The organism is Paenirhizobium cremeum, assembly GCF_022884085.1.
Lineage (GTDB): Bacteria > Pseudomonadota > Alphaproteobacteria > Rhizobiales > Rhizobiaceae > Allorhizobium > Allorhizobium cremeum.
On record NZ_JAGGCS010000002.1, the window covers coordinates 421,129 to 444,614 of the forward strand.

23 protein-coding genes are annotated in these 23,486 nt (G+C 63.2%); 12 read left to right on the plus strand and 11 right to left on the minus strand.

Annotated elements, in window-relative coordinates; all coding sequences use genetic code 11:
• Nucleotides 1-14: 14 nt before the first annotated feature.
• The gene (locus J5N58_RS05415) at nucleotides 15-1,868 is read right to left on the minus strand and encodes a M3 family oligoendopeptidase (RefSeq protein ID WP_244709965.1); all 1,854 of its coding nucleotides are present in this window, start codon (nucleotides 1,866-1,868) and stop codon (nucleotides 15-17) included.
• A 235-nt stretch (nucleotides 1,869-2,103) separates the two neighbouring features.
• On the opposite strand from J5N58_RS05415, the gene J5N58_RS05420 reads away from it, so the two are divergent.
• Together J5N58_RS05420 and mepK are read left to right on the plus strand one after the other, a co-directional pair.
• Nucleotides 2,104-3,654, plus strand: a complete 1,551-nt coding sequence (locus tag J5N58_RS05420) for a sigma-54-dependent transcriptional regulator (RefSeq protein WP_112828692.1) — start codon at nucleotides 2,104-2,106, stop codon at nucleotides 3,652-3,654.
• Between the two features lie 255 nt (nucleotides 3,655-3,909).
• On the plus strand, nucleotides 3,910-5,760 hold the full coding sequence (gene mepK / locus J5N58_RS05425) for a peptidoglycan L,D-endopeptidase MepK (protein ID WP_244709967.1): 1,851 nt from the start codon (nucleotides 3,910-3,912) through the stop codon (nucleotides 5,758-5,760).
• A gap of 82 nt (nucleotides 5,761-5,842) precedes the next feature.
• Here the strand turns inward: mepK and J5N58_RS05430 are convergent, their stop codons facing one another.
• The 3 genes from J5N58_RS05430 to J5N58_RS05440 all read right to left on the minus strand — a co-directional run bounded on the left by J5N58_RS05430 (nucleotide 5,843) and on the right by J5N58_RS05440 (nucleotide 7,364).
• Nucleotides 5,843-6,106: a DUF2312 domain-containing protein gene (locus tag J5N58_RS05430; RefSeq protein WP_112828817.1), complete on the minus strand. Its 264-nt coding sequence runs from the start codon at nucleotides 6,104-6,106 to the stop codon at nucleotides 5,843-5,845.
• 140 nt (nucleotides 6,107-6,246) lie between these two features.
• Nucleotides 6,247-6,552: a DUF1244 domain-containing protein gene (locus J5N58_RS05435; protein WP_113424509.1), complete on the minus strand. Its 306-nt coding sequence runs from the start codon at nucleotides 6,550-6,552 to the stop codon at nucleotides 6,247-6,249.
• Between the two features lie 17 nt (nucleotides 6,553-6,569).
• Entirely contained in the window at nucleotides 6,570-7,364 is a 795-nt protein-coding gene (locus J5N58_RS05440; RefSeq protein WP_244709969.1) for an N-formylglutamate amidohydrolase, read from the minus strand.
• A gap of 287 nt (nucleotides 7,365-7,651) precedes the next feature.
• On the opposite strand from J5N58_RS05440, the gene J5N58_RS05445 reads away from it, so the two are divergent.
• Together J5N58_RS05445 and pyk are read left to right on the plus strand one after the other, a co-directional pair.
• Nucleotides 7,652-8,044 (plus strand): DUF1036 domain-containing protein, encoded by a 393-nt coding sequence (locus J5N58_RS05445; protein ID WP_112828816.1) that lies wholly within the window; start codon nucleotides 7,652-7,654, stop codon nucleotides 8,042-8,044.
• Nucleotides 8,044-9,483, plus strand: a complete 1,440-nt coding sequence (pyk, locus tag J5N58_RS05450) for a pyruvate kinase (RefSeq protein ID WP_112828688.1) — start codon at nucleotides 8,044-8,046, stop codon at nucleotides 9,481-9,483. The genes J5N58_RS05445 and pyk overlap by 1 nt, the downstream gene beginning before the upstream one ends.
• A 95-nt stretch (nucleotides 9,484-9,578) precedes the next feature.
• Here pyk and J5N58_RS05455 read toward each other — a convergent pair whose 3' ends face one another.
• From J5N58_RS05455 to J5N58_RS05475, 5 genes are all read right to left on the minus strand, one after another.
• Entirely contained in the window at nucleotides 9,579-10,196 is a 618-nt protein-coding gene (locus J5N58_RS05455; RefSeq protein ID WP_113340673.1) for a tetratricopeptide repeat protein, read from the minus strand.
• Between the two features lie 121 nt (nucleotides 10,197-10,317).
• Entirely contained in the window at nucleotides 10,318-10,443 is a 126-nt protein-coding gene (ykgO, locus tag J5N58_RS05460; RefSeq protein WP_003497670.1) for a type B 50S ribosomal protein L36, read from the minus strand.
• Nucleotides 10,444-10,619: 176 nt separating this feature from the next.
• Complete coding sequence (locus tag J5N58_RS05465; RefSeq protein WP_113442267.1) at nucleotides 10,620-11,687, minus strand: 5-(carboxyamino)imidazole ribonucleotide synthase; 1,068 nt, start codon at nucleotides 11,685-11,687, stop codon at nucleotides 10,620-10,622.
• Nucleotides 11,684-12,184: a 5-(carboxyamino)imidazole ribonucleotide mutase gene (purE, locus tag J5N58_RS05470; protein WP_112828685.1), complete on the minus strand. Its 501-nt coding sequence runs from the start codon at nucleotides 12,182-12,184 to the stop codon at nucleotides 11,684-11,686. The genes J5N58_RS05465 and purE overlap by 4 nt, the downstream gene beginning before the upstream one ends.
• Before the next feature lie 20 nt (nucleotides 12,185-12,204).
• Nucleotides 12,205-12,408 carry a YdcH family protein gene (locus J5N58_RS05475; RefSeq protein WP_112828684.1) on the minus strand — a complete coding sequence of 68 codons (204 nt, stop codon included), beginning with the start codon at nucleotides 12,406-12,408 and terminating at the stop codon, nucleotides 12,205-12,207.
• Between the two features lie 235 nt (nucleotides 12,409-12,643).
• Between J5N58_RS05475 and J5N58_RS05480 the strand changes: the two genes are divergently transcribed.
• A complete protein-coding gene (locus tag J5N58_RS05480; RefSeq protein WP_112828683.1) occupies nucleotides 12,644-12,820 on the plus strand; it encodes a YdcH family protein in 177 nt (58 codons plus the stop codon).
• A 169-nt stretch (nucleotides 12,821-12,989) separates the two neighbouring features.
• Here J5N58_RS05480 and J5N58_RS05485 read toward each other — a convergent pair whose 3' ends face one another.
• Entirely contained in the window at nucleotides 12,990-13,250 is a 261-nt protein-coding gene (locus tag J5N58_RS05485; protein WP_112828682.1) for an ArsR/SmtB family transcription factor, read from the minus strand.
• A 239-nt stretch (nucleotides 13,251-13,489) separates the two neighbouring features.
• Between J5N58_RS05485 and J5N58_RS05490 the strand changes: the two genes are divergently transcribed.
• From J5N58_RS05490 to J5N58_RS05520, 7 genes are all read left to right on the plus strand, one after another.
• A complete protein-coding gene (locus tag J5N58_RS05490; protein ID WP_113442266.1) occupies nucleotides 13,490-14,143 on the plus strand; it encodes a thiamine phosphate synthase in 654 nt (217 codons plus the stop codon).
• 8 nt (nucleotides 14,144-14,151) lie between these two features.
• A complete protein-coding gene (locus tag J5N58_RS05495; protein WP_244709971.1) occupies nucleotides 14,152-15,294 on the plus strand; it encodes a tetratricopeptide repeat protein in 1,143 nt (380 codons plus the stop codon).
• A gap of 29 nt (nucleotides 15,295-15,323) precedes the next feature.
• Nucleotides 15,324-16,607, plus strand: coding sequence for an MgtC/SapB family protein (locus J5N58_RS05500; protein ID WP_244709973.1), 1,284 nt, complete (start codon nucleotides 15,324-15,326; stop codon nucleotides 16,605-16,607).
• A gap of 144 nt (nucleotides 16,608-16,751) precedes the next feature.
• Nucleotides 16,752-17,552, plus strand: a complete 801-nt coding sequence (locus tag J5N58_RS05505) for an inositol monophosphatase family protein (protein ID WP_112828679.1) — start codon at nucleotides 16,752-16,754, stop codon at nucleotides 17,550-17,552.
• An 87-nt stretch (nucleotides 17,553-17,639) separates the two neighbouring features.
• Nucleotides 17,640-18,680 carry a flagellar motor protein MotA gene (locus J5N58_RS05510; RefSeq protein WP_112828678.1) on the plus strand — a complete coding sequence of 347 codons (1,041 nt, stop codon included), beginning with the start codon at nucleotides 17,640-17,642 and terminating at the stop codon, nucleotides 18,678-18,680.
• A 1-nt stretch (nucleotide 18,681) separates the two neighbouring features.
• Nucleotides 18,682-19,713: a peptidoglycan -binding protein gene (locus J5N58_RS05515; RefSeq protein ID WP_112828677.1), complete on the plus strand. Its 1,032-nt coding sequence runs from the start codon at nucleotides 18,682-18,684 to the stop codon at nucleotides 19,711-19,713.
• 198 nt (nucleotides 19,714-19,911) lie between these two features.
• On the plus strand, nucleotides 19,912-21,555 hold the full coding sequence (locus J5N58_RS05520; protein ID WP_244709975.1) for an FAD-binding dehydrogenase: 1,644 nt from the start codon (nucleotides 19,912-19,914) through the stop codon (nucleotides 21,553-21,555).
• A gap of 2 nt (nucleotides 21,556-21,557) precedes the next feature.
• On the opposite strand, the gene J5N58_RS05525 is transcribed toward J5N58_RS05520, so the two are convergent.
• Nucleotides 21,558-23,486: an ABC transporter transmembrane domain-containing protein gene (locus tag J5N58_RS05525; RefSeq protein ID WP_280519900.1), complete on the minus strand. Its 1,929-nt coding sequence runs from the start codon at nucleotides 23,484-23,486 to the stop codon at nucleotides 21,558-21,560.

Consider the following 23,486-nt stretch of genomic DNA (forward strand, 5'->3'; position numbering starts at 1 on the left):
GGGCGTTCTCCGGTTCAGGACGCCTTATCAAGCGCCTCCAGCTCGTCGATCAGCCCTTCTATCATCGACAGGCCCTTGGCCCAGAACGACGGGTCGGTGGCGTCGAGGCCGAAAGGCGCGAGAAGTTCGGAGTGGTGCTTGGTGCCGCCGGCCTTCAGAAGTTCGAAATACTTCTGCTGGAAACCCTGCTCGGCCTGCCGGTAGACGGCATAAAGCGAGTTCACCAGGCAATCGCCGAAGGCATAGGCATAGACGTAGAAGGGCGAATGGATGAAGTGGGGAATATAGGCCCACCAGCTCTCGTAGCCCTCGGAAATCCGGATCGCCGGACCGAGGCTTTCCGACTGGACGGAGAGCCACAGCTCGCCGATCTTCTCGGCCGTCAGTTCGCCTTCCTTGCGGGCGGTATGAACCTTTCGCTCGAATTCGTAGAAGGCGATCTGGCGCACGACCGTATTAATCATGTCCTCGACCTTCTGCGCCAGCATGGCCTTGCGTTCGCGCCTGTCGGTCGTGCGGTCGAGCAGCGCCCGGAAGGTCAGCATTTCACCGAAGACAGAGGCCGTCTCCGCGAGCGTGAGCGGCGTCTGGCACATCAGCGCGCCCTGGGCTCCGGCGAGCACCTGATGAACGCCGTGGCCGAGTTCGTGGGCTAGCGTCATGACGTCGCGCGGTTTGCCGAGGTAATTGAGGAGCACGTAAGGGTGGGCGGAGGGAACCGTCGGATGGGCAAAGGCGCCGGGCGCCTTGCCCGGGCGCGCAGGCGCGTCGATCCAGCCGCCATCGAAGAAGCGGGAGGCGATTTCGGCCATCTCGGGCGCGAAGTTGCCATAGGCGGATAGCACCGTTTCCTTCGCTTCCGTCCAGGGGATCAGTCTGTCGGGGGTTTCCTTGAGCGGCGCGTTGCGGTCCCAGTAATTCATCTGCTCCATGCCGAGCCATTTCGCCTTCATCGCATAATAGCGGTGGGAGAGGCGGGGATAGGCTTCGCGCACGGCAGCCGCCAGCGCATCCACCACTTCGCGCTCGACGCGGTTCGAAAGATGGCGGGCATCGGCGATGTCCTCGAAACCGCGCCAGCGGTCGGAGATTTCCTTGTCTTTGGCCAGCGTGTTGGTGACCAGCACGAAGATGCGGATATTGTCGCGGAAGGTGCGGGACAGGGCTTCGGCCGCGCTTTTGCGGACCGCGGGGTCGGCATCCTGCAGCATGGTCAGCGTCGGTTCGAGCGTCTGTTCCTTGTCGCCGACCTTGAAGCGCAGCGAGGCGAGCGTCTCGTCGAACAGGCGGTTGAAGGCGGCGGCCCCGGTCATCGACTTTTCGAGGAACAACTGCTCGATCCGGTCGTCGAGCTGGAACGGCTTGTCCTTGCGCAGGTCGACGATCCACGGGCGGTAGTGGGCAAGAGCCGGGTCGCGGTCCATGGCGGCATCCACGGCCGCATCGTCGATGCGGTTGAGTTCAAGCGCGAAAAACAGCAGGCGGGAGGAGATGTCGGTCAGTTTCGCCTGGATATCGCCGAAGAACTTGCCGTTCTCGACATCGGTCATGTCAGAGTAATAGGTGAGACCGGCATAGGAGGCGATGCGTCCGAGAAGGTCTTCGAGCGCATCCATCTCCGCGAGAGCTGCGGCAAGACCGTCCTTGCCGATGCTGTCCGTCGCTTTCGCGAGATTGCCTTTCCATCGCGCCTCGAAGGCGAGCGCGTCGGCTGCGGCCTTATCGAGATCGCCGAGGAAGGCGGCCGAGGTTTTCGAGGGATAGAGATCCTCCAGCCTCCAGACCGGCAGGTCGCCGAGCTGCCGGGTTTCCGCAAGCGTCGACCGGATGTCCGCCGGAGCATGTACGGGGGTGAAGTCTCTCGGCATGGCGATTTTCCTCTTCATTCAGTGTTGGGCAAGAGATGTAGTCAGTCCGGGCGGAGGGGGCAAGCCGAACGGCCGGCTTAAAAAATGAATGACGAAACGTCTTATATGGTTCGCTAAAATGCGAGCTTTTCTCAAAACAGGATCTTCAGTCCTTTCTGGCAGCCTGCGCGGAAACATGACCCTTCGGGTGCATGACGCACCAGATGAAACTCAGAATGATTCCGGGAGCCAGACATTGAACGCGCATATCCTCCTTATCGACGAAGATCCGGCGCAGCGCCGCCTGCTCAAGACCGGGATAGAGGCGCAGGGCCATTCGGTCCATACAGCGGAAAATGATCACGAGGGGCTCGACATTTTTCGCAAGCATCGCGGCGAGATCAACGTCATCCTCGTCGACCTTAGCGATCCCGTTCGCGCCGGTGCCGGTTTCTTGAATGCGCTCGGCGACCTGCATAGCGTCGCGCCCGTTATCGTTCAGACAGCGGAGGGAGCAACCCAGTTCGCTATCGAGGCGATGCGCGCCGGAGCGTTCGAATTCCTGGTCAAGCCGATCTCGGCGGAACGGCTTCTCGGCGCGATCGAGAGTGCACTGAAATACGGCCGCTACGGCTCCGAGGGGCGTCCGGTGCGGCGCTCGCGCGCCGGTGCGGTCGGCTTCAACGATATCGTCGCTGCGAGCGCCGCCATGGCGCGGGCCGTCGATCTCGGACGCCGCGCCAGCCAGTCGACGATACCGGTCATGCTGGAAGGCGAGGCAGGCGTCGGCAAGGAAATGCTCGCGCGGGCGATACACGGCGCCAGCGAGCGTTCGGGGCGCGCCTTCGTGTCGTTCAACTGCGCGACCGTTCCGCATGGGATGATGGAGGCGCAGCTTTTCGGGCCGGAAGGCGCTACTCATTCCACGCTCGGCGAGCGCAATGCCGGCAAGTTCGCAGAAGCCGACGGCGGCACGCTGTTCATCGAGGAAGTCAGTGAACTGCCGCTTCATCTCCAGGCCAGACTGCTCGATGTCGTGCAATCCGGGGAAATCCAGTCGCCTGCGGGCCGCAAGCCGCGCAAGATCAATGTCCGGCTGATCCTGGCGACCAACAAGGATCTGATCGAGGAGGTCAAGTCCGGGCGGTTCCGGGAAGATCTCTATTATCGGCTGAACGTTTTCCCGATCACCATTCCGGCTCTGCGCCGCCGGCGTGAGGACATTCCGCATCTCGTGCGGGCTTTCGTCGAGCGTTTTTCGGCCGAGCAGCGTCTGGTCAAGCCGCTCACGATCGACGCGGCCACACTTGCCATGCTCACTGGCTTCGACTGGCCGGGCAATGTCCGGCAGCTCGAAAACGCGGTGTTCCGCGCCGTTGTCTTGTCCGACGGGACGGTGCTGACCGAGGCGTCCTTCCCCCAGATCGCCGCGCAGGTTTCCGAGGCGCGCGACAGCGGCCTTACCGTTGCGCTCCAGCGCGGGCAGATCGAGGAGCGGCTCGGCGCGTCGACGGAGGCACCGGTTGCCGTGGCCGGCGAGGATGCCCATGTCAGGAAGATCGAACCGACGGCATCCGCAACGCCGGTCTCCAACCAGTTCGGTAACATCATCGTCAGCACGGACGATGCCGGAAATGTGCGCAAGCTGGCGGATGTCGAGGAAGAACTGATTCGTTTCGCGCTGAAGTTCTACCGGGGGCAGATGAGCCAGGTGGCGCGCAAGCTCGGCATCGGTCGTTCGACCCTTTACCGCAAACTGAAGGATTACGGCATAGATCCTGACGATCCTCAAAAACATGCCGCCTGAACCGCCGAAAAGCGCCCAATCGTTAACGGTTGGGTAAAGAACTTCCCTTACGAAGAGTGAATGACTTGTTAGACAATCGTTCACTATATATGGATTGCTTGTGCATCTGTGGCAGATTTGCCATGGTGTTACCGCATTTGACATCCATGTGAGTTGGCGTGGGACGTAGTCTTTCGGACGGGGATAGAATTGCAGAATCCGCATGAAACAAGCGTGCCTATCTTGAAAATAGGGCACAGCCATCGGGTTGCACGCGTGCGTTCCGCCGCTCAATTATGCCTTACAGTCCTCGCCGTTCTCATCGTCAGCACGTTCATGCTGTTCGGCGCCTCGTCTTCCGCCCATGCCGAAACCAGGACGCTGAAGATCCATTTCGTCCACACCGGGGAAAAGGCCGCGATCACCTTCAAGCGCAACGGTCGCTACGACGCGAACGGCCTGAAGCAACTAAACTACATCCTGCGCGACTGGCGTCGCAACCAGCCAACCAAGATGGACCCCCGCCTGTTCGATCTCGTTTGGGAGGTTTATCGGCGTTCCGGCGGTTCCGGCTATATCAACGTCGTCTCCGGTTATCGTTCGCCCGAAACCAATTCCATGCTCCGCTCCCGCTCGAAGGGTGTCGCCAAGGAAAGCCAGCACATGCGTGGCACGGCGATGGATTTCTACATTCCGGGCGTGCAGCTCAAGACGCTACGTGAAATCGGCATGAAGATGCAGGTGGGCGGCGTCGGTTACTATCCGAATTCCGGCTCGCCTTTCGTGCATATGGACGTCGCTTCCGTCCGCGCCTGGCCGCGCATGTCCCGCCAGGAACTCGTGCGCCTTTTTCCTGACGGCAAGACCCTGCACATTCCCGCCGATGGCAAGCCGCTGCCCGGCTACCAGCAGGCGCTGGCAGATTACAAGCAGCGCGCCAGTTCCAACCAGATCCTGATCGCCGAAGCCAAGACCGGCAAGCGCAAGAGCTTCCTCGCCGCGCTCTTCGGAGGCGGTGGCGACGAGGACGAGGAAGAAGATGTCGGAGTTCCGGCCGAACGGCCTTCCGTCGCCCCGCAGCCTGTCGTGACGGCTGCGGAACCGACGATGGTTGCGACGGCGGCTCCTCCTCCGGGCGTCACGACGGCACAGCCTGTCGAGACGGCCGCACCGCCGGAAACGCAGTTGGCGCTCAATGCGCCGGTGCCGCAATCGAGGCCGTCGCTCAGACCGGCGGATACCAGCCTTGCCGTGGCACTCTATTCGCCTAACCGCAGTGCAGCCGAAGACGCCCTGTCGCAGGTCGCGGCCGGTACGCCGACCACCGGCGAGAATTTCGCCGACCTGCAATCCATGAAGGTTCCGGTTCCGACCCTGCTCGGCAATCGCGGCGCCCCCGAAGCCGGCGTCATGACCGCCTCCATCGATCCCGGCATGGTCGAGGACGACCACATTCCTCTGCCGACGGCAAGACCTACGGTCGCCGAGGCACTGCTTGCCAATGCGGACGCAGATTCCGAGGCTGAGGTGGACGAGGTCGAACAGGCCATCCTTTCGCCGGAAGCCGCTGCCGCACTCGAGCAGAGCAATGCGCAGGACGATATGCCGACGCCTGTCGAACGTCCGGCCGAGGCCGAGTTGACTGCTGCTCCCGCCACCGCCATTCCCGCACCGCAGGCTGCGCCGGTTGCCGCAACCGCTGCCGCGCCGGCCGCGCCGGCTGCGATCCAGCCCAAGCCGCCGGCTCCGAAAGCTGCGGCAACGCAGGTCGCTTCCATCGAGCCGAAACAGAAGTCGTCCGCTTCGCGCGCCGTCGACTTCGGCGACGCCTTCGTCGCGCCGAAGCCGGCAGAAAGCGGCGTCGAGGCCGGCCTGCCCGCCAAGGGTGGCCGTCCGAGCAAGGTCGAGGCCGAACAGGCTCGCATGGCCATGACGGGCGGCACGCCGCTGACCAAGAACATGCTCACCCAGTGGGCGCTGAACAAGGATCGTTTCGAAACCGTGGCGAAGCCGGTAAAGGCGCCGCGTATCGTCAGCAGATCGCTGACCACGCCTTCGACGGTCTATCCGGTCGGCTTCCAGCAGGGCGGGAATGGCGTGGACCCGAACCGTTTCGGCACTCCCTGACAGACGAGGCGCCTCTTTTCTCCCTGGACAATAAAAAACCCGCCGACCGGCGGGTTTTTTGATGCCTGCGATATCTGGAGGCTCAGCCTTCCGGCGGGGTCTCGATCATGCCGAGAGCGTGCAGGTAGGTATCGAGGATCAGGTCCTCTTCCATGCGTTCCTGCTCGTCCTTCTTGCGCAGCGCGATGACCTTCTTGAGGATCTTCGTGTCGAAGCCCATGGCCTTGGCTTCGCCGTAGACGTCCTTGATGTCGTCGGCGATGGTCTTCTTTTCTTCTTCCAGGCGCTCGATGCGCTCGACAAAGGCGCGGAGTTGGTCGCGGGCGACGCCGTGGGCATCAGACATTGGTGGTCTCCTTGGATTTTTCGGAATTCATTCGTGGGGCTGACCTGCCGCGAAGCCGGGGCTTCGTCAAGACCCGCAGCAGGATTCCCCCGGTCGGAATGGGGAAAGAGAGCAAGATTGTGCCGAAGGTTGGGCGGGGATCACTCCTTCGGCCTGTTGCGCTCGAAGTCGGCCTTCTGCGCTGCGCTCGCCTCCTTCTGGTGACGTGTCTTCCATTCCTCGTAGGGCATGCCGTAAACGATCTCGCGGGATTCGTCCCTGGTCAGATCGACGCCCGCCGCCTGGGCGGCATCGAGATACCAGTTGGACAGGCAATTGCGGCAAAATCCGGCCAGGTTCATCAGGTCGATATTCTGGACGTCGCTGCGGTCGCGCAGATGGGCGACGAGACGGCGGAAAACCGCCGCCTCGAATTCCCTCTGCTGCTGTTCATCTGGCTTGGTCATCTCGGTGCTTCCTGTCTTCAGGCGGGGTAGGGGCCGGTCCGCGATTGGTGAACCTCGTAGGCATGCAGTGCCGGATCGTCATTGAGCGCCTCGAAGATCGGGGCAAGACGGGCGGCCCATGCCTCCACGCCTTCCTCGCTGCCGATCAGATCCTGCCGCACTTCAAGAAGCGCGTGCGGAATGCCCGTCATCATGCAATGCCTGTACATGGTATCGCCCCGGAGCGCACCGTCATAGGGTTCGTTGTCGCCGACCAGTATGTCTCCCGGTTGACGGAGCCTGTCGATCAGCGGTCCGGCGGCGCGCCTGTCGCTGTCCCACAGCACGGCGGCGTGCCAGGGACGGGGCACTTCCTTCCAGAAGGGGGTGAAGGAATGAAGCGACAGCACCAGCGGCGCCCTGCCGGATGCTTCCGCCGTCTTTGCAATCGTGTGGCTCACCGCCTCGTGATAGGGTCGGTGGTAGAGGGCGATCCGCTCGTCCCACTCGGGTTGCGTGATCGGGTGGTTGCCGGGGATGATCGCGCCGTCCGAGATCTTCATGATGAGGGTGGGGTCGTCTTCGCCGCGGTTCGGATCGATCAGCAGGCGCGAGAAACAACTCATGACGGCCGGCACGCCGAGCATGGAAGCAAGTCGCCGCGTCAGCGCCTCTATGCCAATGTCATAGGCGATATGGCGCGAGAAGGCGGTCTTGGGAAGGCCGAGACGACCATAGCGTTCCGGCAGGCGGTTCATCGCATGGTCGCCGAGGAGGACCAACGCCCTGTCATAATCGCCGGGTATGATTTCGTACGGATTGAACTCTTGCATGAAGCGCTGCCGGAAAAGGAATGACGGCTTGATGACATGGGGGAAAGGCGAGCGCAAGCTTTCGTCTCGGTCACGTTTGTGCCAAGATCCGCCCCGATGGTTCAGGCCATGATTACAATCGATTAGAGTTGCGTTGACATTCTTGGTTCATCATCGCAAGAAGGCTGTCGACGCGCAAAGATGGAGTTCCGGCGGAAACCGTGCTGAAGCAAATTCAATTTCCCCGCGCCGGCAAGGCCGCGCGTCATTTGCGCCCTCTCTTCATCGCCGGCGCACTTTTGTCCCCCATGCTCGCGGCCGGTGCCGCCCATGCGGAATTCAGGGTCTGCAATGGCACCCAGAACCTCGTCGGCGTGGCAATCGGCTATCGTGCCGAAGAAGGCTGGATCACCGAGGGATGGTGGCAGGTGCCCGCCGCGACATGCGCGACACTCATCGAAGGCGAACTGCAGTCTCGCTACTATTATCTCTATGCTGAAGACGCCGCCCGGGGCGGTCGCTGGACCGGCGACATCAACATGTGCGTCGCCGAAAACGAGTTCAAGATCGTCGGCGTGAAGGACTGCTTCGCGCGCGGTTACCAGCAGATGGGATTCAAGGAATATGACACGGGCCGACAGGGCAGCTGGATGGTCCAGCTTTCCGATACGCCAGGAACACCACAGGAAAGCCAGAACTGATGAAGCGTAACCGCAAAGTGAAGATCCTCGCCACGCTGGGCCCGGCCTCATCCGATGAAGCGATGATCCGGAAGCTTCACGAAGCGGGCGCCGATCTTTTCCGCATCAACATGAGCCATGCGAGCCATGACCTGATGCGCGGGCTGATCGCCAAGATCCGTGCCGTCGAAGCCGCCTGCGGCCGGCCGATCGGCATTCTCTGCGACCTTCAGGGGCCGAAGCTGCGTGTCGGCAAGTTCGCCACGACCACCGTGGATCTGGTGCCCGGCCAGACCTTCACGCTGGACAACAAGGACGAGCCCGGCGACAACACCCGCGTCTACCTGCCGCATCCGGAAATCCTCGAATCCGTAAAGCCCGGCCACCGTCTGCTGATCGATGACGGCAAACTGCATCTGCGCGCCGAAAAGTGCGACGGCAAAAGCATCGTCACGACCGTGGTCTCCGGAACGAAGATTTCCGACCGCAAGGGCGTGAGCCTGCCGGATACGCTACTTGCGACCGGCGTGCTGACGGACAAGGACCGCGCCGACCTCGACGCCGTTCTGGCGACCGGCGAAGTGGACTGGGTGGCGCTTTCGTTCATCCAGCGCCCGGAAGACCTCGCCGAGGTCCGCAAGGTGGCGCGGGGCCGTGTCGGCCTGATGTCGAAGATCGAAAAACCCCAGGCGATCGAGCGGATCGACGAAATCATCGAACTCTCCGACGCCCTGATGGTGGCGCGCGGCGACCTCGGCGTGGAAATGCCGCTGGAGGCCGTTCCGGGCCTGCAGAAGCAGCTTATCCGCGCCTGCCGCCGCGCCGGCAAACCGGTTGTCGTTGCTACCCAGATGCTGGAATCGATGATTTCCGCTCCGGTGCCGACGCGCGCCGAAGTCTCCGACGTGGCGACTGCGGTCTTCGAGGGTGCGGATGCGATCATGCTGTCGGCGGAATCGGCTTCCGGCCAGTATCCGGTCGAAGCCGTCGCCACTATGGCGTCCATCGCCCATACGGTCGAGCGCGAGCCGCATTATCCGGGCATCATCTACGCCCAGCGCGCGCAGCCGGAAGCCACCGGTGCCGACGCCATCTCGCTTGCTGCGCGCCAGATCGCCGAGACGCTGAAGCTGCAGGCGATCGTCTGTTACACGTCATCGGGCAATACGGGGCTTCGCGCCTCCCGCGAGCGTCCGGAGGTGCCGATCCTCGCGTTGTCGCCGGTCATCCAGACCGCCCGCCGCCTGTCGGTGGTCTGGGGTCTGCACTGCGTTGTCTCCGAGGAACCGACGGACCTCGACGACATGGTGAACCGGGCCTGCCGCATCGTCGTTCAGGAAGAATTCGGCAAGCCGGGCGACCGCGTCATCATATCCGCTGGCGTACCGCTCGGCACGCCGGGCTCCACCAATATGCTGCGCATCGCCTATATCGGCTCGGACGGCCTTTCGGGGATCTGACCGTTCCGGAGCCCAAACAGTGCAAAAGCCGCCTTCGGGCGGCTTTTTCATGTCTGTCTCCCCCTTGCGGGTCTACTCTTGCGGGGAGGACTGCGTCACGTGCGGCTGCCGGCGAGCTTTTCCGAGAGCTTGCTGACCATGTTCTGCGCGTCGCGGTCTGCGGGGTAGATGTCGAGGTAGCGTTCCCAGGCCTTGAGGGCCATTTCCTCGCTGCCGCGTTCGCTGAGGATCGCGGCAAGGCCTGCCAGCGCACCGAAATGCCGCGGTTCCAACGCCAGGACATGATTGATGTCGGAAACCGATTTGCGGTAATTGCCCATTGTGTAGTTCAGCGTGGCCCGGAGGTTCCATGCGCCGACGAAGTCGGGTTTCAAAACGATGGCCTGATCGATGAAGTCGAGGGCAGCGGGATTGCGCTTCTCGGAGATGGCGGTGTTGGCCCACTGCATCAGCAGATTGACCGTGGGGCTGCCGGAATCGTTCCAGGCTCCCATGAGTTCGGCCGATATACGGTTGGCCGCATCAGGGTCTCGTTCCCGCTTCAGGCTGGTCAGCAATTGATCGATGGTACGGGCTGCGTCGGTCTCGGGCTTTGCAACGGCGGCATGTTCTTCCGCCTGCTGGGCAAGCAATTGGCCGGCCGGAGCCACAATCGAAGTCATCGCCACGAGTGGCGCGACAAAAAACAGTCCGTAAAAACGAAAGCGGCGCATAGCGGTTAGATTACCCCGCCTGCGCCAGCTTTCATATTCAAATCTTTGCTATCAACAGTCTCCGGCGAAAGCACCGGAATCGATCTGCAAATCCGCCATCGCCCGAGGGCGATGGTATGCCTCAGCCCTGACGAGCCTTGAAGCGCGGGTTCTGCTTGTTGATGATGTATACGCGGCCCTTGCGGCGAACCAGACGGTTGTCGCGATGACGGGCCTTGAGCGCTTTCAGCGAGTTCTTGATCTTCATTTTCCTGGTCCGCAACTGTTGCCGGGGAATGTCACATTCACCCGCTGTCTCAAACAATCAAAAGCGCGCCGCGGGGCGCGCTCCTAAAGGGTTGGTGGCAAATACTCCGACCAGACCCCTCGTGTCAACCGGTTCCCCGGCTTTCCGCGCCAGATACCGGCAATTTTGCCGATTCTTCAAGGCCCGATCGGCGTCAATTCCGTAACATGCCCCATCTTTCTTCCGGCACGGGCTTCCGTCTTGCCGTAAAGGTGGACGAGCACGTCGGGTTTGGCGAGCCATGCCGGCACCTGGCCGATGTCGTCACCGATGAGGTTGGTCATCACGCAATCGGAATGGCGGGCGGGGCTGCCGAGGGGAAGCGAGGCAATCGCCCGGATATGCTGCTCGAACTGGGAGACAACGCAGGCCGCTTCCGTCCAATGGCCGGAATTGTGGACGCGCGGGGCGATCTCGTTGGCGATCAGGCTGCCGTCGGCCAGCACGAAGAACTCGATGCCGACGACGCCGACATAATCGAGGGCGGCAAGCAGCCGGTGGGCGGCATCGCGCGCCGCGTCCGCCGTTGCAGTGCCGATTCGGGCGGGCAGGGTAGAGGTGTCCAGAATGCCGTTGCGGTGCACGTTCTCGGCCGGATCGTAACAGGCGACCGTGCCATCGGTGCCACGCGCGGCGATAATGGAAATCTCGCGCTCGAAGGGTACGAAGCTTTCGAGGATCAGGGGAACGCCGCCGAGGTCGGCGAAGGCGCCAGCCGGGCTGTTTGCGGACGAGCGGAATACGCGCTGTCCCTTGCCGTCATAGCCGAGGCGGCGGGTCTTCAGCACGCCGGCGCCGGCGAAATCGGCGAGGGCCGCTTCCAACTGCTCCTGGCTGTCGACGGCGTGGAAACGGGCAGTCGGAATGCCGCATCCGTTGAGGAAGCGCTTTTCCGTCAGGCGATCCTGCGCCACCTCCAGCGCCTTGGGCGGCGGGAAGACGGGCACGTTGCGCGCGAGGGTTTCGGCGGCCTCGACGGGAACGTTCTCGAATTCGTAAGTAACGATATCGCAGGCGGCGGCGAGTTCCGCGAGCGCGACCGGATCGTTATAGGCGGCGGCGATCTGGCTGTTGGCCATCTGGGCTGCCGGACAGTCGGCCTGCGGTTCAAGGATCACGGTGCGAAAGTTGAGGCGCGCCGCGGCCATGGCGAGCATGCGACCGAGCTGGCCGCCGCCGATGATGCCGATCGTCCTTGCGGTCATGGCGTATCGTCCAGGGGATATTCTGCAACGGAATTGGTCTGGCGCTCGCGCCATTCGTCGAGACGCTCGGCGAGGTCGTCGTCGTAGAGGGCGAGAACGGAGGCCGCGAGAAGAGCGGCGTTGACCGCGCCGGCCTTGCCGATGGCAAGCGTTCCGACCGGAATTCCGGCTGGCATTTGCACGATCGACAGCAGGCTGTCCTGGCCGGACAGCGCTCTGGACTGGACCGGCACGCCGAAAACAGGAAGGGGCGTCATGGCGGCCGTCATGCCGGGAAGATGGGCCGCGCCGCCGGCGCCCGCAATGATGACCTTGAAGCCTTCGTCGCGCGCGCCCTTGGCGAAGGCGAACAGCCGGTCGGGCGTACGATGCGCGGAAATGATGCGGGCCTCATAGTCGACGCCGAGGATCTCGAGCGTATCGGCGGCATTCTTCATGGTCTCCCAGTCTGACTGGCTTCCCATGATGATGGCGACAGGCGGGCGCTCTTCGGGCATCGGGGCTCCTTGCAGGCTGTTCACGCGATAATGTCGGGAATGATCTGGTCTTCCAGCTTGGTCATCTTGTCCTTGATGGCCAGCTTCTTCTTCTTCATGCGCTGGATGCGCAGGGCCTCACAACCCGTCTCGATCATCGCGTTGATGGCGGCATCATAATCCTCGTGCTCCTGCCGGAGCCGCGCCAGCGCCAGCCGGATATCGGCCTGTTCCTGATCGGGCATTGTCCTGTCCCCACTCTCGCTCTTTACGCCTTCGTTTGTGAGGCGCACCGAAGATTCCCGCAAGCTCCTATCATCAAATACCGGTAACGGGAAGTTATCCTTTTCTGCGTTTTTGCAGTGCCGAAATGACGATTTCGCCTTCGACAAGCCGTATTGTTCGTGTCACATTACTTTTGCAAAGCCTGAAACTCCAGCGATAGAGGGCTGGAAGTAGGCGAAAGGAAGGACGCATCAAATGACCATACAGGCTCATCTTGAATCGCTGGAAAAGAAGCATGGCGCGCTTGAGGAGAAGCTCCATGACGCTCTTGTCTCTCCCTCCAAGAACGACCATCACATTGCCGAGCTGAAGCGACTCAAGTTGCGTATCAAGGACGAAATGGAACGCCTGAGAGCGTCGACCCGACATTAAAGATCGAAAGGCTGCGCCGGCCGGGGATCGCCATGAAGAGCAGGTCCCGCCCGATGTGTAGAGTAAGCAGCCAACTCCCAAGCAGAACCCCGGAAATCAGGCCGATTTCCGGGGTTCTTGTTTTTTGAATGGGATTTTATCGGAGGCGGGGACGTGTCTCCGGGACAGGTCAGGACCAGAACTGGTCGAGCCAGAGGTTGAGCTTGTCGAAGCCGTGCCGGTTGACAGAGTAGATGCGTTTCGTGCCCTCGGAGGTCACGCAGACCAGGTCGCAGTCGAGCAGCGCCTTCAGGTGCTGGGAAACGGCGGGCCGGCTGATCGGCAGGCCGTTTGCGAGATCGCTGACGGTTTTCGGCGCGCGCCGCAGTTCCTCGAGCAGGTGGCGCCTGTTCGGATCGGCAATCGCGGCAAAGGGGTCCGTGGTCGACATGCCCGGCAGGTTACGTCAATCGGCCGTGCGCGGCAAGTAAACCAATGGGCTGCAACCTGCGGTCATGGGTCGCGGAGGGCGGCGGGAAAAGGGACCAATACCGGGGAGGACGTTAAACACGATACCCGGTATCCTTTGTTTCTGTTGATCCTTCTGCTAGACCCGTCTATCGGATTTGCTTGAACAAAAACGAGGGAGGGACTGCCAGTGGGGCACGTTCTCCCGGAACGGATCGCTCCATGACCATGCCCGAAAACCGCTGCCGTCTCGTCCTGATCGCTCCCGATATCGCCGATGGCGAGGAGAAGGCGCGGATCGTCGGCGATGCGCTGAAGGGCGGCGACGTCGCCTCGGTGATCGTGCCGCAATACGGGCTCGACGATGCGGCCTTCCAGCGTCACGCCGAACTGCTCGTTCCCGTGATCCAGGATGCCGGCGCGGCGGCGCTGATCGCCGACAACAGCCGCGTCGCGGGCCGGGCGAAGGCAGACGGCCTTCACGTTACCGGCAATGTTGAGGCGCTTGCGGAAGCCGTGGAGAAACACGTTCCGAAAATGATCGTCGGCGGCGGCAATGCGATGGACCGCCATCACGCGCTGGAGATCGGCGAGGTGCAGCCCGACTATGTGTTCTTCGGCCGTCTCGACGGCGATATCAAGCCGGAGGCGCATTCGAAGAACCTTGCGCTCGGCGAATGGTGGTCGTCGATGATCGAGATACCCTGCATCGTGATGGGGGGAGCCGATCCGGCTTCGGCCGTTGCCGTAGCGGAGACAGGCGTCGAGTTCGTGGCCTTGCGCGACGCGGTTTTTTCTGATCCGGCGCAGGCGGCGGCGGTCATTGCCCGGATCAATGCGGAGCTTGACGAAAAAGCGCCACGGTTTGAAGATTGATACGCGATATGCGCACTCGTCTTCTTCGTCTTCCTGTCCTTTTCGCCATGCTTGTCGCGGGTTCCGCCGGCCTGCCGGTTGCCGCCGTCGCGCAGCAAGCCGGGGATCAGCCGACGATGAGGCCGCTCACGCCGTCCGATGCGGGAGCGCTCGACCGCGGTCCGAGACCGTCGACGGAGGCGGAAACGACCGGGGATAAAAAGGACGGAGCCGCGGAAGACGGGAAGGCGGAAGCGGAAGACGATCCGCAGGGCATCAACATCTTTGCCCGCATGGGCGCGCCGCTGCCGGATGCTCCGGCGGAAAAGGAATATAAGGGACCGGTCGACGAGGCCTATGGCGCCTATCAGCGCGGCCTGTTCACGACTGCCATCGACAAGGCCCTGCCGCGAGCGCAACTCGGCGATCCGGCTGCGCAGACATTGCTGGCGGAGCTGATGGCGCGCGGTCTCGGCGTCAAGAAGGACACCAAGGGGGCCGCCTTCTGGTACGGTCAGGCGGCGGCCGGCGGCGATCCCGCTGCCATGTTCAAGTATGCCCTGCTTCTGATGGAGGGCCGGGACGTTCCCCGCGACAAGGCCAAGGCCGACGAATACATGCGCAAGGCCGCCGATGGGGGCAACAGTTCGGCGCAGTTCAACTGGGCCCAGCTTCTCGTTGCCGACAATCCCGGCGTGCGGGGGCTGACGCTTGCCCTGCCCTATTACGAGAAGTCGGCCGAACAGGGCGTCGCCGACGCCCAATATGCGGTTGCGCAGATCTACAGCGTGATGAAGGACCTGCCGGAAGAAAAGAAGAGCAAGGCGCGCGAATGGCTTGCCCGCGCGGCGCGGGCCGGCTTCGACACGGCTCAGCTCGACATGGGCATCTGGCTGGTCAACGGCGTCGGCGGGCCACGCGATTACGAGAAGGGTTTCCGCTGGCTGTCGATTGCGGCGAAACGCGGCAATGCGGTGGCGCAGAACCGGCTATCGCATCTCTACATCAACGCGCTCGGCACGAAACCGGACCCGATCGAGGCCGCAAAGTGGTATGTTCTTTCCAGGCGCGCCGGACTGAAGGACCCCGCGCTCGAGGACTTCTATCTGGGCCTGACCGATGAGGAGCAGAAGAAGGCCATCGACGCGGCGAACAAATTCCGCCGGGGATAATCGCTCTCCAAGGGGCGGGGGAGGCAGAGGTGGACAATGTCGAGCTCTTCGAGCGGCTGGGGCTGGCGATCGCCATCGGGGCCGCCGTCGGTGTCGAGCGGCACTGGCGGGAGCGCGACGAACCGGAAGGCGCCCGGACGGCGGGCATCCGCACCTTCACAATGATCGGCATGGCCGGTGGCGTCGCCGGTCTTCTGGAACGCAGCCTCGGCGGCGGCGCCTCCTATCCGGGTGCGGTCATTGTCGGTTTCCTGGTGGTGATTGCCATCGTCATGGCGATCTTCGAGCTGCGCGAGGCAATCGCCCAGCAGTCCTATAGCGTAACCTCGGTCATCGTTGCCATCCTGACCTATGGCCTCGGGGCGCTTGCGGTCACGGGCGACATGGTGCTGGCATCCGCCGGCGGCGCCGCGCTTGCAGCGCTCCTTGCGGGGCGTGAATTCCTGCATGGCGCGATCCGGCAGATGCGGTGGGTCGAACTGCGCTCCGCGATCATCCTGCTGACGATGACCTTCGTGCTTTTGCCGGTCATTCCTTCCGATCCTGTCGGGCCCTATGGCGGTGTCGTGCCTCGCAGCCTCGTGCTGCTGGCAATTACGCTCGCCTCGATCTCCTTCGTCGGCTACATCGCTGTCCGCACACTCGGCGCCTCGCGCGGCGATCTCGTCGGCGGCGCAATCGGCGGCCTCGTTTCCTCGACCGGTACCACTGTCGAATTCGCAAGACGGAGCCGGAAGGTCGCCGGGCACGACGGCACGGGCGTCGCATCGCTGGCGGCGGGCGCGGTTGCCGCGGGCGCAGTCTCGCTTTTGCGGACGGTCTTCCTGATCGGCGCTCTCGCATCCTCCGTCCTGCCCCAACTTCTGGTTCCGCTCGGGCTTTCGACCGCCGTGATGAGCGTCTACGCCCTCCTGCTTGCCCGCCGGCAACAAGGCGCCTCGGGCGAGCGGTCGCTCGGCAATCCTTTCGAATTGACGGCAGTCGCTAAAATGGCGGCGCTGCTGACGGCGGTTGCGTTTCTGGCCCGGGCGGCGACCGCCCATTTCGGCAATGCCGGTCTTCTTGCCGCCTCGGCCATTTCAGCCCTTGCCGATGTGGATGCCGTCGCGGTGACGGTCGCGGGCATGCTTCCGTCTCTCGATATGGCGCTGGCGGCGCGTGCGATCGGTATCGCCGTGGTGACCAACATGGTCGCCAAGGCAGCCTATGCCTTCGCCTTCGGTCAGCGCGGCTTCGCCGTTCACGTCTTCCTCGCCACGCTCCTCGCCGTCGGCGCCGGTCTTGCCGCCGAGCGACTGCAGGCGGTGGTCTGAAGCGCTTCTTCCGGCGCTTTGGCCCAAGCCCCTTGAATTTTGGCCGCAATTGTGGTCTTGAACCGCCCCAACTGCCGCCGCGAGCAATCGCGCGCTCCTGCCGCCGTCATCCGGCGCCACGCCGCTTTTCAAGGATATCGATCAATGGCCCGTTCAGCTCTTCTCAATGTCATGGTTCAGGCTGCCCTCAAGGCAGGCAAATCCCTGGCGCGCGACTTCGGCGAGGTGCAGAACCTGCAGGTTTCCGTGAAGGGGCCGGGCGATTTCGTTTCGCAGGCCGACCTGAAGGCCGAAAAGCTCGTGCGCGACGAATTGATGAAGGCTCGCCCAACCTACGGCTTCCTCGGCGAGGAGAGCGAGGAGATCAAGGGAACCGATGGCGCGCATCGCTGGATCGTCGATCCGCTCGACGGCACCACCAACTTCCTGCACGGCATTCCGCAGTTCGCCGTCTCTATCGCGCTCGAGCGCAATGACGAACTCGTCGCCGGTGTCATTTTCAATCCCGCGACCGACGAACTCTACACCGCCGAAAAGGGCGGCGGAGCCTTCCTCAACGACCGCCGCATCCGTGTGGCTGCGCGCAAGGTTCTGTCCGACAGCGTCATCGGCTGCGGCATTCCGCATCTCGGCCGCGGCGCGCACGGCAAGTTCCTCGTCGAACTGCGCCATGTCATGGGTGAGGCGGCAGGCGTTCGCCGCATGGGCGCTGCCGCGCTCGACCTTGCCTATGTCGCTGCCGGCCGGCTCGACGGTTTCTGGGAAGCCGGACTTTCTCCCTGGGACATGGCGGCCGGCCTGCTGATGATCCGCGAAGCCGGCGGTTTCGTCAGCGACATGCATGGCGGCACGGAAATGTTCCACACCGGTACCGTGGTGGCCGGCAACGAATATATCCGCAAGGAACTGATCGAGGTTCTCGGCCGTCCGGTGCCGAAGAACTGATCTGTGCCTTCGCCGTCCACGCGGCTTCAATTCGTCTCAATCTTCCGCTAGCTTCGCGTTGCGAGATTCCCGGAGGCTGAGGAAGACATGGCGAAAGTGAAGCTGGCGGACCTGGAAGCGGCCGAAACCGGGGCAGGGGACGACGGCCACAAGCTGTCCAGCCCGATGCCATTCTTCACCACCATGGTGATTTTCCTCATCATCGTCGGTTTCATCACCGCCATTCTCTACCGGCAGGCCCATGCCGCCTTCGTCACCAATCCGGGCCTGAACAGCCTTATTCTCGGCGTTCTGGCGATCGGCATCATCCTCGTCTTCAATCATGTCCTCGCGCTCAGGCCGGAGGTGCGCTGGTTCAACTCGTTCCGCGCCGCAGGCGGGATCGAGAAGGCCGGACGCGAGCCGAGGCTGCTTGCGCCGATGCGCGCCCTGATCGGTCGTCGCCGCTCGGTGGCGATCTCGACGACGGCGTTGCGGTCGATTCTCGATTCGATCGCAACCCGCCTCGACGAGTCGCGCGATACCTCCCGTTACCTGATCGGGCTCCTCGTCTTCCTCGGCCTGCTCGGCACCTTCTGGGGCCTGCTCGGCACCATCGGTTCGATCAGTTCCGTGATCCAGTCGCTCGATCCTGCAGGTTCCGGCGATAGCAACGACGTTCTTCAGGCGTTGAAGAGCGGCCTTACCGCCCCGCTGGCCGGCATGGGCACCGCGTTCTCGTCGTCGCTGCTCGGTCTTTCCGGCTCGCTCATTCTCGGCTTTCTCGATCTGCAGGCCGGGCGCGCGCAGAACCGCTTCTATACGGAGCTGGAAAACTGGCTTTCCTCGGTGACCGATGTCGATTCCGATATGGTCACCCCCTTCGAAAACGGCGGCGTGCCGCAGTCCGAGGAACTGGCGCGGCTGATCGATCAGCTCGCTAGGATCGCCGACCGGGAGGGTGTCGTCGAGAGTGACAAGTCGCTTTCCGCGATTGCCGGTCTGGCCGAGGGCATACAGGGCCTCGTCAAGAACATGCGCAACGAGCAGCAGATGCTGCGCGACTGGATCGAGGCGCAGCAGGATGAGGCGCGGGCCATGCGCAAGACCCTCGACAAATTGAACGAGAAGATCGGCGGGGGCAAGTAACATGGCGCTCGCCCGCAACCGCCGCCGCGAACGGGGCGTCGATTACTGGCCGGGCTTCGTCGATGCGCTGTCGACGCTGCTTCTGGCAATCATGTTCCTGCTCACGGTTTTCGTGGTTGCGCAGTTCATTCTCAGCCGCGAGATTTCCGGCCGTGACGAAGTGCTCAACCGGCTGAACAGCCAGATCGCGGAACTTACCCAGCTGCTTGCGCTCGAGAAGAGCGGCAAGCAGGATCTCGAGGACACGCTTGCTTCGCTGCAATCGTCGCTGTCCGCCTCCGAGAGCGAGCGCACCCGGCTGCAGCAATTGCTGGCCAGCGGCGCCGGCGCTTCCGACGTCGCCAACCAGAAGGTTGGCCGGCTTACCCAGGAACTCCTTGAGGAAAAGCAGGTCAGCGAGCGGGCGATGAGCCAGATCGAACTGCTCAACCAGCAGATCGCAGCCCTCAGGGCGCAGATCGCCGCCGTCGAGGAGGCGCTGCAGGCATCCGAAGCCAAGGATCAGGCGTCCCAGGCCAAGATCGCCGATCTTGGCCGCCGCCTGAACGTTGCACTCGCCCAGCGGGTTCAGGAACTCAACCGCTATCGCTCCGACTTCTTCGGCCGGTTGCGCGAGATTCTTTCCGATCGTGAGAACATTCGTATCGTCGGTGACCGTTTCGTCTTCCAGTCGGAAGTTCTTTTTTCCTCGGGCAGCAATGAACTCAACCCGGAAGGCGAGGTCGAGATGGCGAAGCTCGCGACCGCCCTGCTCGATCTTGCCCGTGAGATTCCGGCGGAGATCAACTGGGTGCTGCGGGTCGACGGTCATACCGACAATGTGCCGCTGACGGGTGCGGGCCGTTATGCCGACAACTGGGAGCTTTCCGCCGCCCGCGCCATTTCGGTGGTCAAATACCTGATCTCCAAGGGCGTGCCGTCCAACCGCTTGGTCGCGGCTGGTTTCGGCGAATACCAGCCGATTGCCGAAGGCGACAGTCCCGAGGCGCGTGCGCAGAATCGCCGTATCGAATTGAAGCTGACCGAGCGCTGAGCGCGCCGCCGACGCGATTTGCTTTCATGATGGCGGCCAGGATCGGACGTTGCGGCCCCTTCCGGTCACTTCCGAAAAATTGAGCAATGCCTGAAGCTCGCATGCCCCGATGGGGTGCCCCTAAAGTTCACAGGTTGTGCAACTCCTTACGTGCCCGTAAAGGTAAATTCATCGAGGCGATCGGGGAGGATTGCGCGGATGGATTGCGACGTACTGGTGATCGGAGCCGGACTTGCCGGTCTTGTGGCAGCGGCGGAGGCGGCGGATCGCGGTCTCAGGGTTTGCGTGATCGATCAGGAGGGAGAGCAGAATCTCGGCGGACAGGCCTTCTGGTCGCTGGGCGGGCTTTTTTTCATCGACAGTCCCGAGCAGCGTCGCATGGGTATTCGCGACACTATCGACCTAGCGCGGCAGGACTGGCTGGGCTCGGCCGGTTTTGACCGTCCGGAGGATTATTGGCCGCGCCAATGGGCGGATGCCTATCTGGACTTTGCCGCCGGGGAGAAGCGCGCCTGGCTGCATCAGCAGGGCATGCGCTGGTTTCCGGTGGTCGGCTGGGCTGAACGTGGAGGATCGCGCGCGGATGGACACGGAAACTCGGTTCCTCGCTTTCACATCACCTGGGGAACCGGTCCGGCGGTTCTGGCGCCGTTTATTCGCCGCGTGCGGGAGGCCGAGGGAAAGGGGCTCCTGTTCTTTCGCTTCCGCCATCAGGTGGATCAGCTTGTCGTCACCAACGGCGTGGTTGCCGGCGCGCGCGGCACCGTGCTCGCCGCGGACGGAGCGCCGCGTGGGGCTGCGACCTCGCGCTTTCCGGAGAGCGAATTCGAGATTGCCGCGGGAGCGGTCATCGTCGCTTCCGGCGGTATTGGCGGCAACCACGATCTGGTGCGCAAGAATTGGCCGGTCGCGCGCCTTGGCCCTGCACCGAAATCCATGGTGGCGGGTGTCCCGCAATATGTCGATGGCCGGATGATCGCGATTGCGCAAGCTGTGGGCGGCGAGGTCATCAACGGCGACCGGATGTGGCATTACACCGAAGGACTGCGCAACTTCGACCCGATCTGGCCGAACCACGGCATCCGCATCCTACCGGGTCCCTCGTCCTTCTGGTGCGATGCCGATGGCAATCGGTTCGATGCGCCAGCGCTGCCCGGCTTCGATACGCTGGCGACGCTGAAGGCGATCCGGGCGCGAGGGGACGATTACAGCTGGTTCATCCTCAACAAGGCGATCATCAAGCGTGAATTCGCGCTTTCCGGGTCCGAGCAGAATCCGGACCTGACGGGCAAGAATATCCGGCTCCTGCTCAAGCGTCTCGGTCGCAACCCGCCCGGACCGGTCCAGGCCTTCATGGACAAGGGCGAGGATTTCGTCGTGCGCGATACGCTTGAGGATCTGGTGGCCGGGATGAACGAACTCAGCGGCGAACATCGCCTCGGCATTCATCACATCCGGGCGCAGATCGAGGCGCGCGACAGACAGATCGACAACGGGTTTGGCAAGGACGCGCAGGTGACGGCCATCCGCGGCGCCCGCCGCTTCCTGGGCGATCGGCTTATGCGGACCGCGAAGCCGCATCGCCTGCTCGATCCCGATGCCGGACCGCTGATCGGCGTGCGCCTTCACATTCTGACGCGCAAGACACTGGGCGGGCTGCACACCGATCTTTCAGCGCGTGTTCTGGACAAGACCAACAGGCCGGTGCCAGGGCTCTTTGCAGCTGGCGAGGTCGCCGGTTTCGGCGGTGGCGGCGTGCATGGCTACAGCGCGCTGGAAGGCACGTTCCTCGGAGGCTGCCTGTTTTCCGGACGGATCGCCGGCCGCTCGGCCGGCGCGTAGTGCTATTTGGCGGCTGCCATGAAGTCTGCGGCGCCGCTTTCGAACTGGAGCCGGGCGAGCTTGGCATAGAGACCGCCCTGCTGGATCAGGCTCTGGTGGGTGCCCTGCTCGACAATCCGCCCGTCATCGAGAACCAGGATGCGGTCGGCCTTGAGAACGGTTGCGAGGCGGTGGGCGATGACGATGGTGGTCCGATTCCGCATCAGCCCGTCGAGAGCCTTTTGCACAAGCGTCTCGCTTTCGGCATCCAGCGCAGATGTTGCCTCGTCGAGGAGAAGGACAGGGGCATTGCGCAGCAGGGCGCGGGCAATCGCGATCCGCTGGCGCTGGCCGCCGGAGAGCGTGATGCCGCGTTCGCCGACCTCGGTCTCGAAACCGCGCTCGAGACGCCTGATGAATTCGCTCGCCTGCGCTGCCTCCGCCGCCGCCTCCACCATCTCCCGGGTCGCCTGCGGCGAGCCGAAGGCGATGTTCTCGTGGATCGAGGTGGCAAAAATCGTGACGTCCTGCGGCACGATGGCCATGCGGTCGCGCAGAGCATGGGGATCGACGTCGCGAAGGTCGAGCCCGTCGAGACGGACGATGCCGCGTGCCGGATCGTAGAAGCGCAGAAGCAGCGAGAAGACCGTGCTCTTGCCGGCGCCGGAGGGGCCGACGATGGCGATCGTCTCGCCCGCTTCCACCTTGAAGGACAGGCCCTTAAGCGCCGATTTTCCGGGATGCGAGGGATAGGCGAAGTGCACATCCTCGAAGGTGACCTGGCCGAGCGGCGGCTGGGGCAGAGGGAGCGGGGCGGACGGTGCGGTGATGGCGGAGCGTTCCTGCAGCAGTTCGGTCAGACGCTCGGCCGCGCCGGAAGCCTGCGAAAGTTCGCCCCAGATCTCCGAGAGCGTGCCCATCGATCCCGCGGCGATTACGGAATAGAGGAGGAACTGGCCGAGCGTGCCGGCCGACAGGGTTCCGGCAAGCACGCTTTGCGCACCGAACCAGAGAACGGCGACGACGCTGCCGAAAACCAGCGAGATGGCGATGCCGGTCAAAAGCGCGCGCGACTTGATGGCGGCGCGGGCGGCCTCATAGGCGTCCTCGACCGTCTGTGCATAGCGCGCCGTTGCTGCTTTCTCTGCATTGAAGGCCTGCACCGTGCGTGCCGCTCCGATGGTTTCGGCCGCGAAAGAGGAGGCGCTGGCGAGGCGGTCCAGCGCGGCGCGGGAGCGCTTGCGCACGGAGCGGCCGAAAGCGACCAGCGGGAAGACAATGATCGGGATCGCGATGAGCACCAGCACGGAGAGCCGCGGGCTCGTGTAGATCATCATGCCCATCGCGCCGAGACAAAGGATGGAGTTGCGCAGCGCCTGGGAGGCGGTGGAGCCGACCGCGGCCTTGATCTGCGTGGTATCCGCCGTCAGGCGCGAGACGATCTCACCGGACTGGTTGACGTCGAAAAAGGCGGGAGAGAGCGTCGCGACATGGGCGAAGACCTGCCGGCGCAGGTCGGAGACGATGCGCTCACCGATGGTGATGACGTAGTAGTATCGCATGCCGCTTGCCACTGCCAGCACCATGGCCATAATCATCAGCATGCCGAAATAGTTGTTGATGAAGCCGCTATCGGCAGCGTTGAAGCCGTGGTCGACCATGCGGCGAACGGCAAGCGGGAGCGCGAGCATGGTCGCCGCGGCAAGGCAGAGGAAGAAGATTGCACCGACGACCAGCGAACGGTGGCGTGCGAGATAGGGCAGAAACTGCGCCAGCGGTCTTAGCGAACGGCGCTTCTTTGCTTCGGTTTCGTCGATTGCTGACACTTCACTCTTCTCCACCAATGCGCGCGCGAGCGCTTTAGCGCCATGGCTCTTGTTATCCTCGCGCCCTTCATGTATAGGCACCCCATCGAATTGGGAAGCCGTGGCCTGATCGGACTGCGGCTTCAT

Bases quoted from the DNA above. Each gene is read 5' to 3' on its own strand.
- J5N58_RS05415 (WP_244709965.1), bottom strand. From the start codon at position 1,868: ATGCCGAGAGACTTCACCCCCGTACATGCTCCGGCGGACATCCGGTCG.
- J5N58_RS05430 (WP_112828817.1), bottom strand. From the start codon at position 6,106: ATGTCTGATGCCCACGGCGTCGCCCGCGACCAACTCCGCGCCTTTGTC.
- J5N58_RS05435 (WP_113424509.1), bottom strand. From the start codon at position 6,552: ATGACCAAGCCAGATGAACAGCAGCAGAGGGAATTCGAGGCGGCGGTT.
- J5N58_RS05440 (WP_244709969.1), bottom strand. From the start codon at position 7,364: ATGCAAGAGTTCAATCCGTACGAAATCATACCCGGCGATTATGACAGG.
- J5N58_RS05445 (WP_112828816.1), top strand. From the start codon at position 7,652: ATGCTCGCGGCCGGTGCCGCCCATGCGGAATTCAGGGTCTGCAATGGC.
- pyk (WP_112828688.1), top strand. From the start codon at position 8,044: ATGAAGCGTAACCGCAAAGTGAAGATCCTCGCCACGCTGGGCCCGGCC.
- J5N58_RS05455 (WP_113340673.1), bottom strand. From the start codon at position 10,196: ATGCGCCGCTTTCGTTTTTACGGACTGTTTTTTGTCGCGCCACTCGTG.
- ykgO (WP_003497670.1), bottom strand. From the start codon at position 10,443: ATGAAGATCAAGAACTCGCTGAAAGCGCTCAAGGCCCGTCATCGCGAC.
- J5N58_RS05465 (WP_113442267.1), bottom strand. From the start codon at position 11,687: ATGACCGCAAGGACGATCGGCATCATCGGCGGCGGCCAGCTCGGTCGC.
- purE (WP_112828685.1), bottom strand. From the start codon at position 12,184: ATGCCCGAAGAGCGCCCGCCTGTCGCCATCATCATGGGAAGCCAGTCA.
- J5N58_RS05475 (WP_112828684.1), bottom strand. From the start codon at position 12,408: ATGCCCGATCAGGAACAGGCCGATATCCGGCTGGCGCTGGCGCGGCTC.
- J5N58_RS05480 (WP_112828683.1), top strand. From the start codon at position 12,644: ATGACCATACAGGCTCATCTTGAATCGCTGGAAAAGAAGCATGGCGCG.
- J5N58_RS05485 (WP_112828682.1), bottom strand. From the start codon at position 13,250: ATGTCGACCACGGACCCCTTTGCCGCGATTGCCGATCCGAACAGGCGC.
- J5N58_RS05490 (WP_113442266.1), top strand. From the start codon at position 13,490: ATGACCATGCCCGAAAACCGCTGCCGTCTCGTCCTGATCGCTCCCGAT.
- J5N58_RS05495 (WP_244709971.1), top strand. From the start codon at position 14,152: ATGCGCACTCGTCTTCTTCGTCTTCCTGTCCTTTTCGCCATGCTTGTC.
- J5N58_RS05505 (WP_112828679.1), top strand. From the start codon at position 16,752: ATGGCCCGTTCAGCTCTTCTCAATGTCATGGTTCAGGCTGCCCTCAAG.
- J5N58_RS05510 (WP_112828678.1), top strand. From the start codon at position 17,640: ATGGCGAAAGTGAAGCTGGCGGACCTGGAAGCGGCCGAAACCGGGGCA.
- J5N58_RS05515 (WP_112828677.1), top strand. From the start codon at position 18,682: ATGGCGCTCGCCCGCAACCGCCGCCGCGAACGGGGCGTCGATTACTGG.
- J5N58_RS05520 (WP_244709975.1), top strand. From the start codon at position 19,912: ATGGATTGCGACGTACTGGTGATCGGAGCCGGACTTGCCGGTCTTGTG.
- J5N58_RS05525 (WP_280519900.1), bottom strand. From the start codon at position 23,486: ATGAAGCCGCAGTCCGATCAGGCCACGGCTTCCCAATTCGATGGGGTG.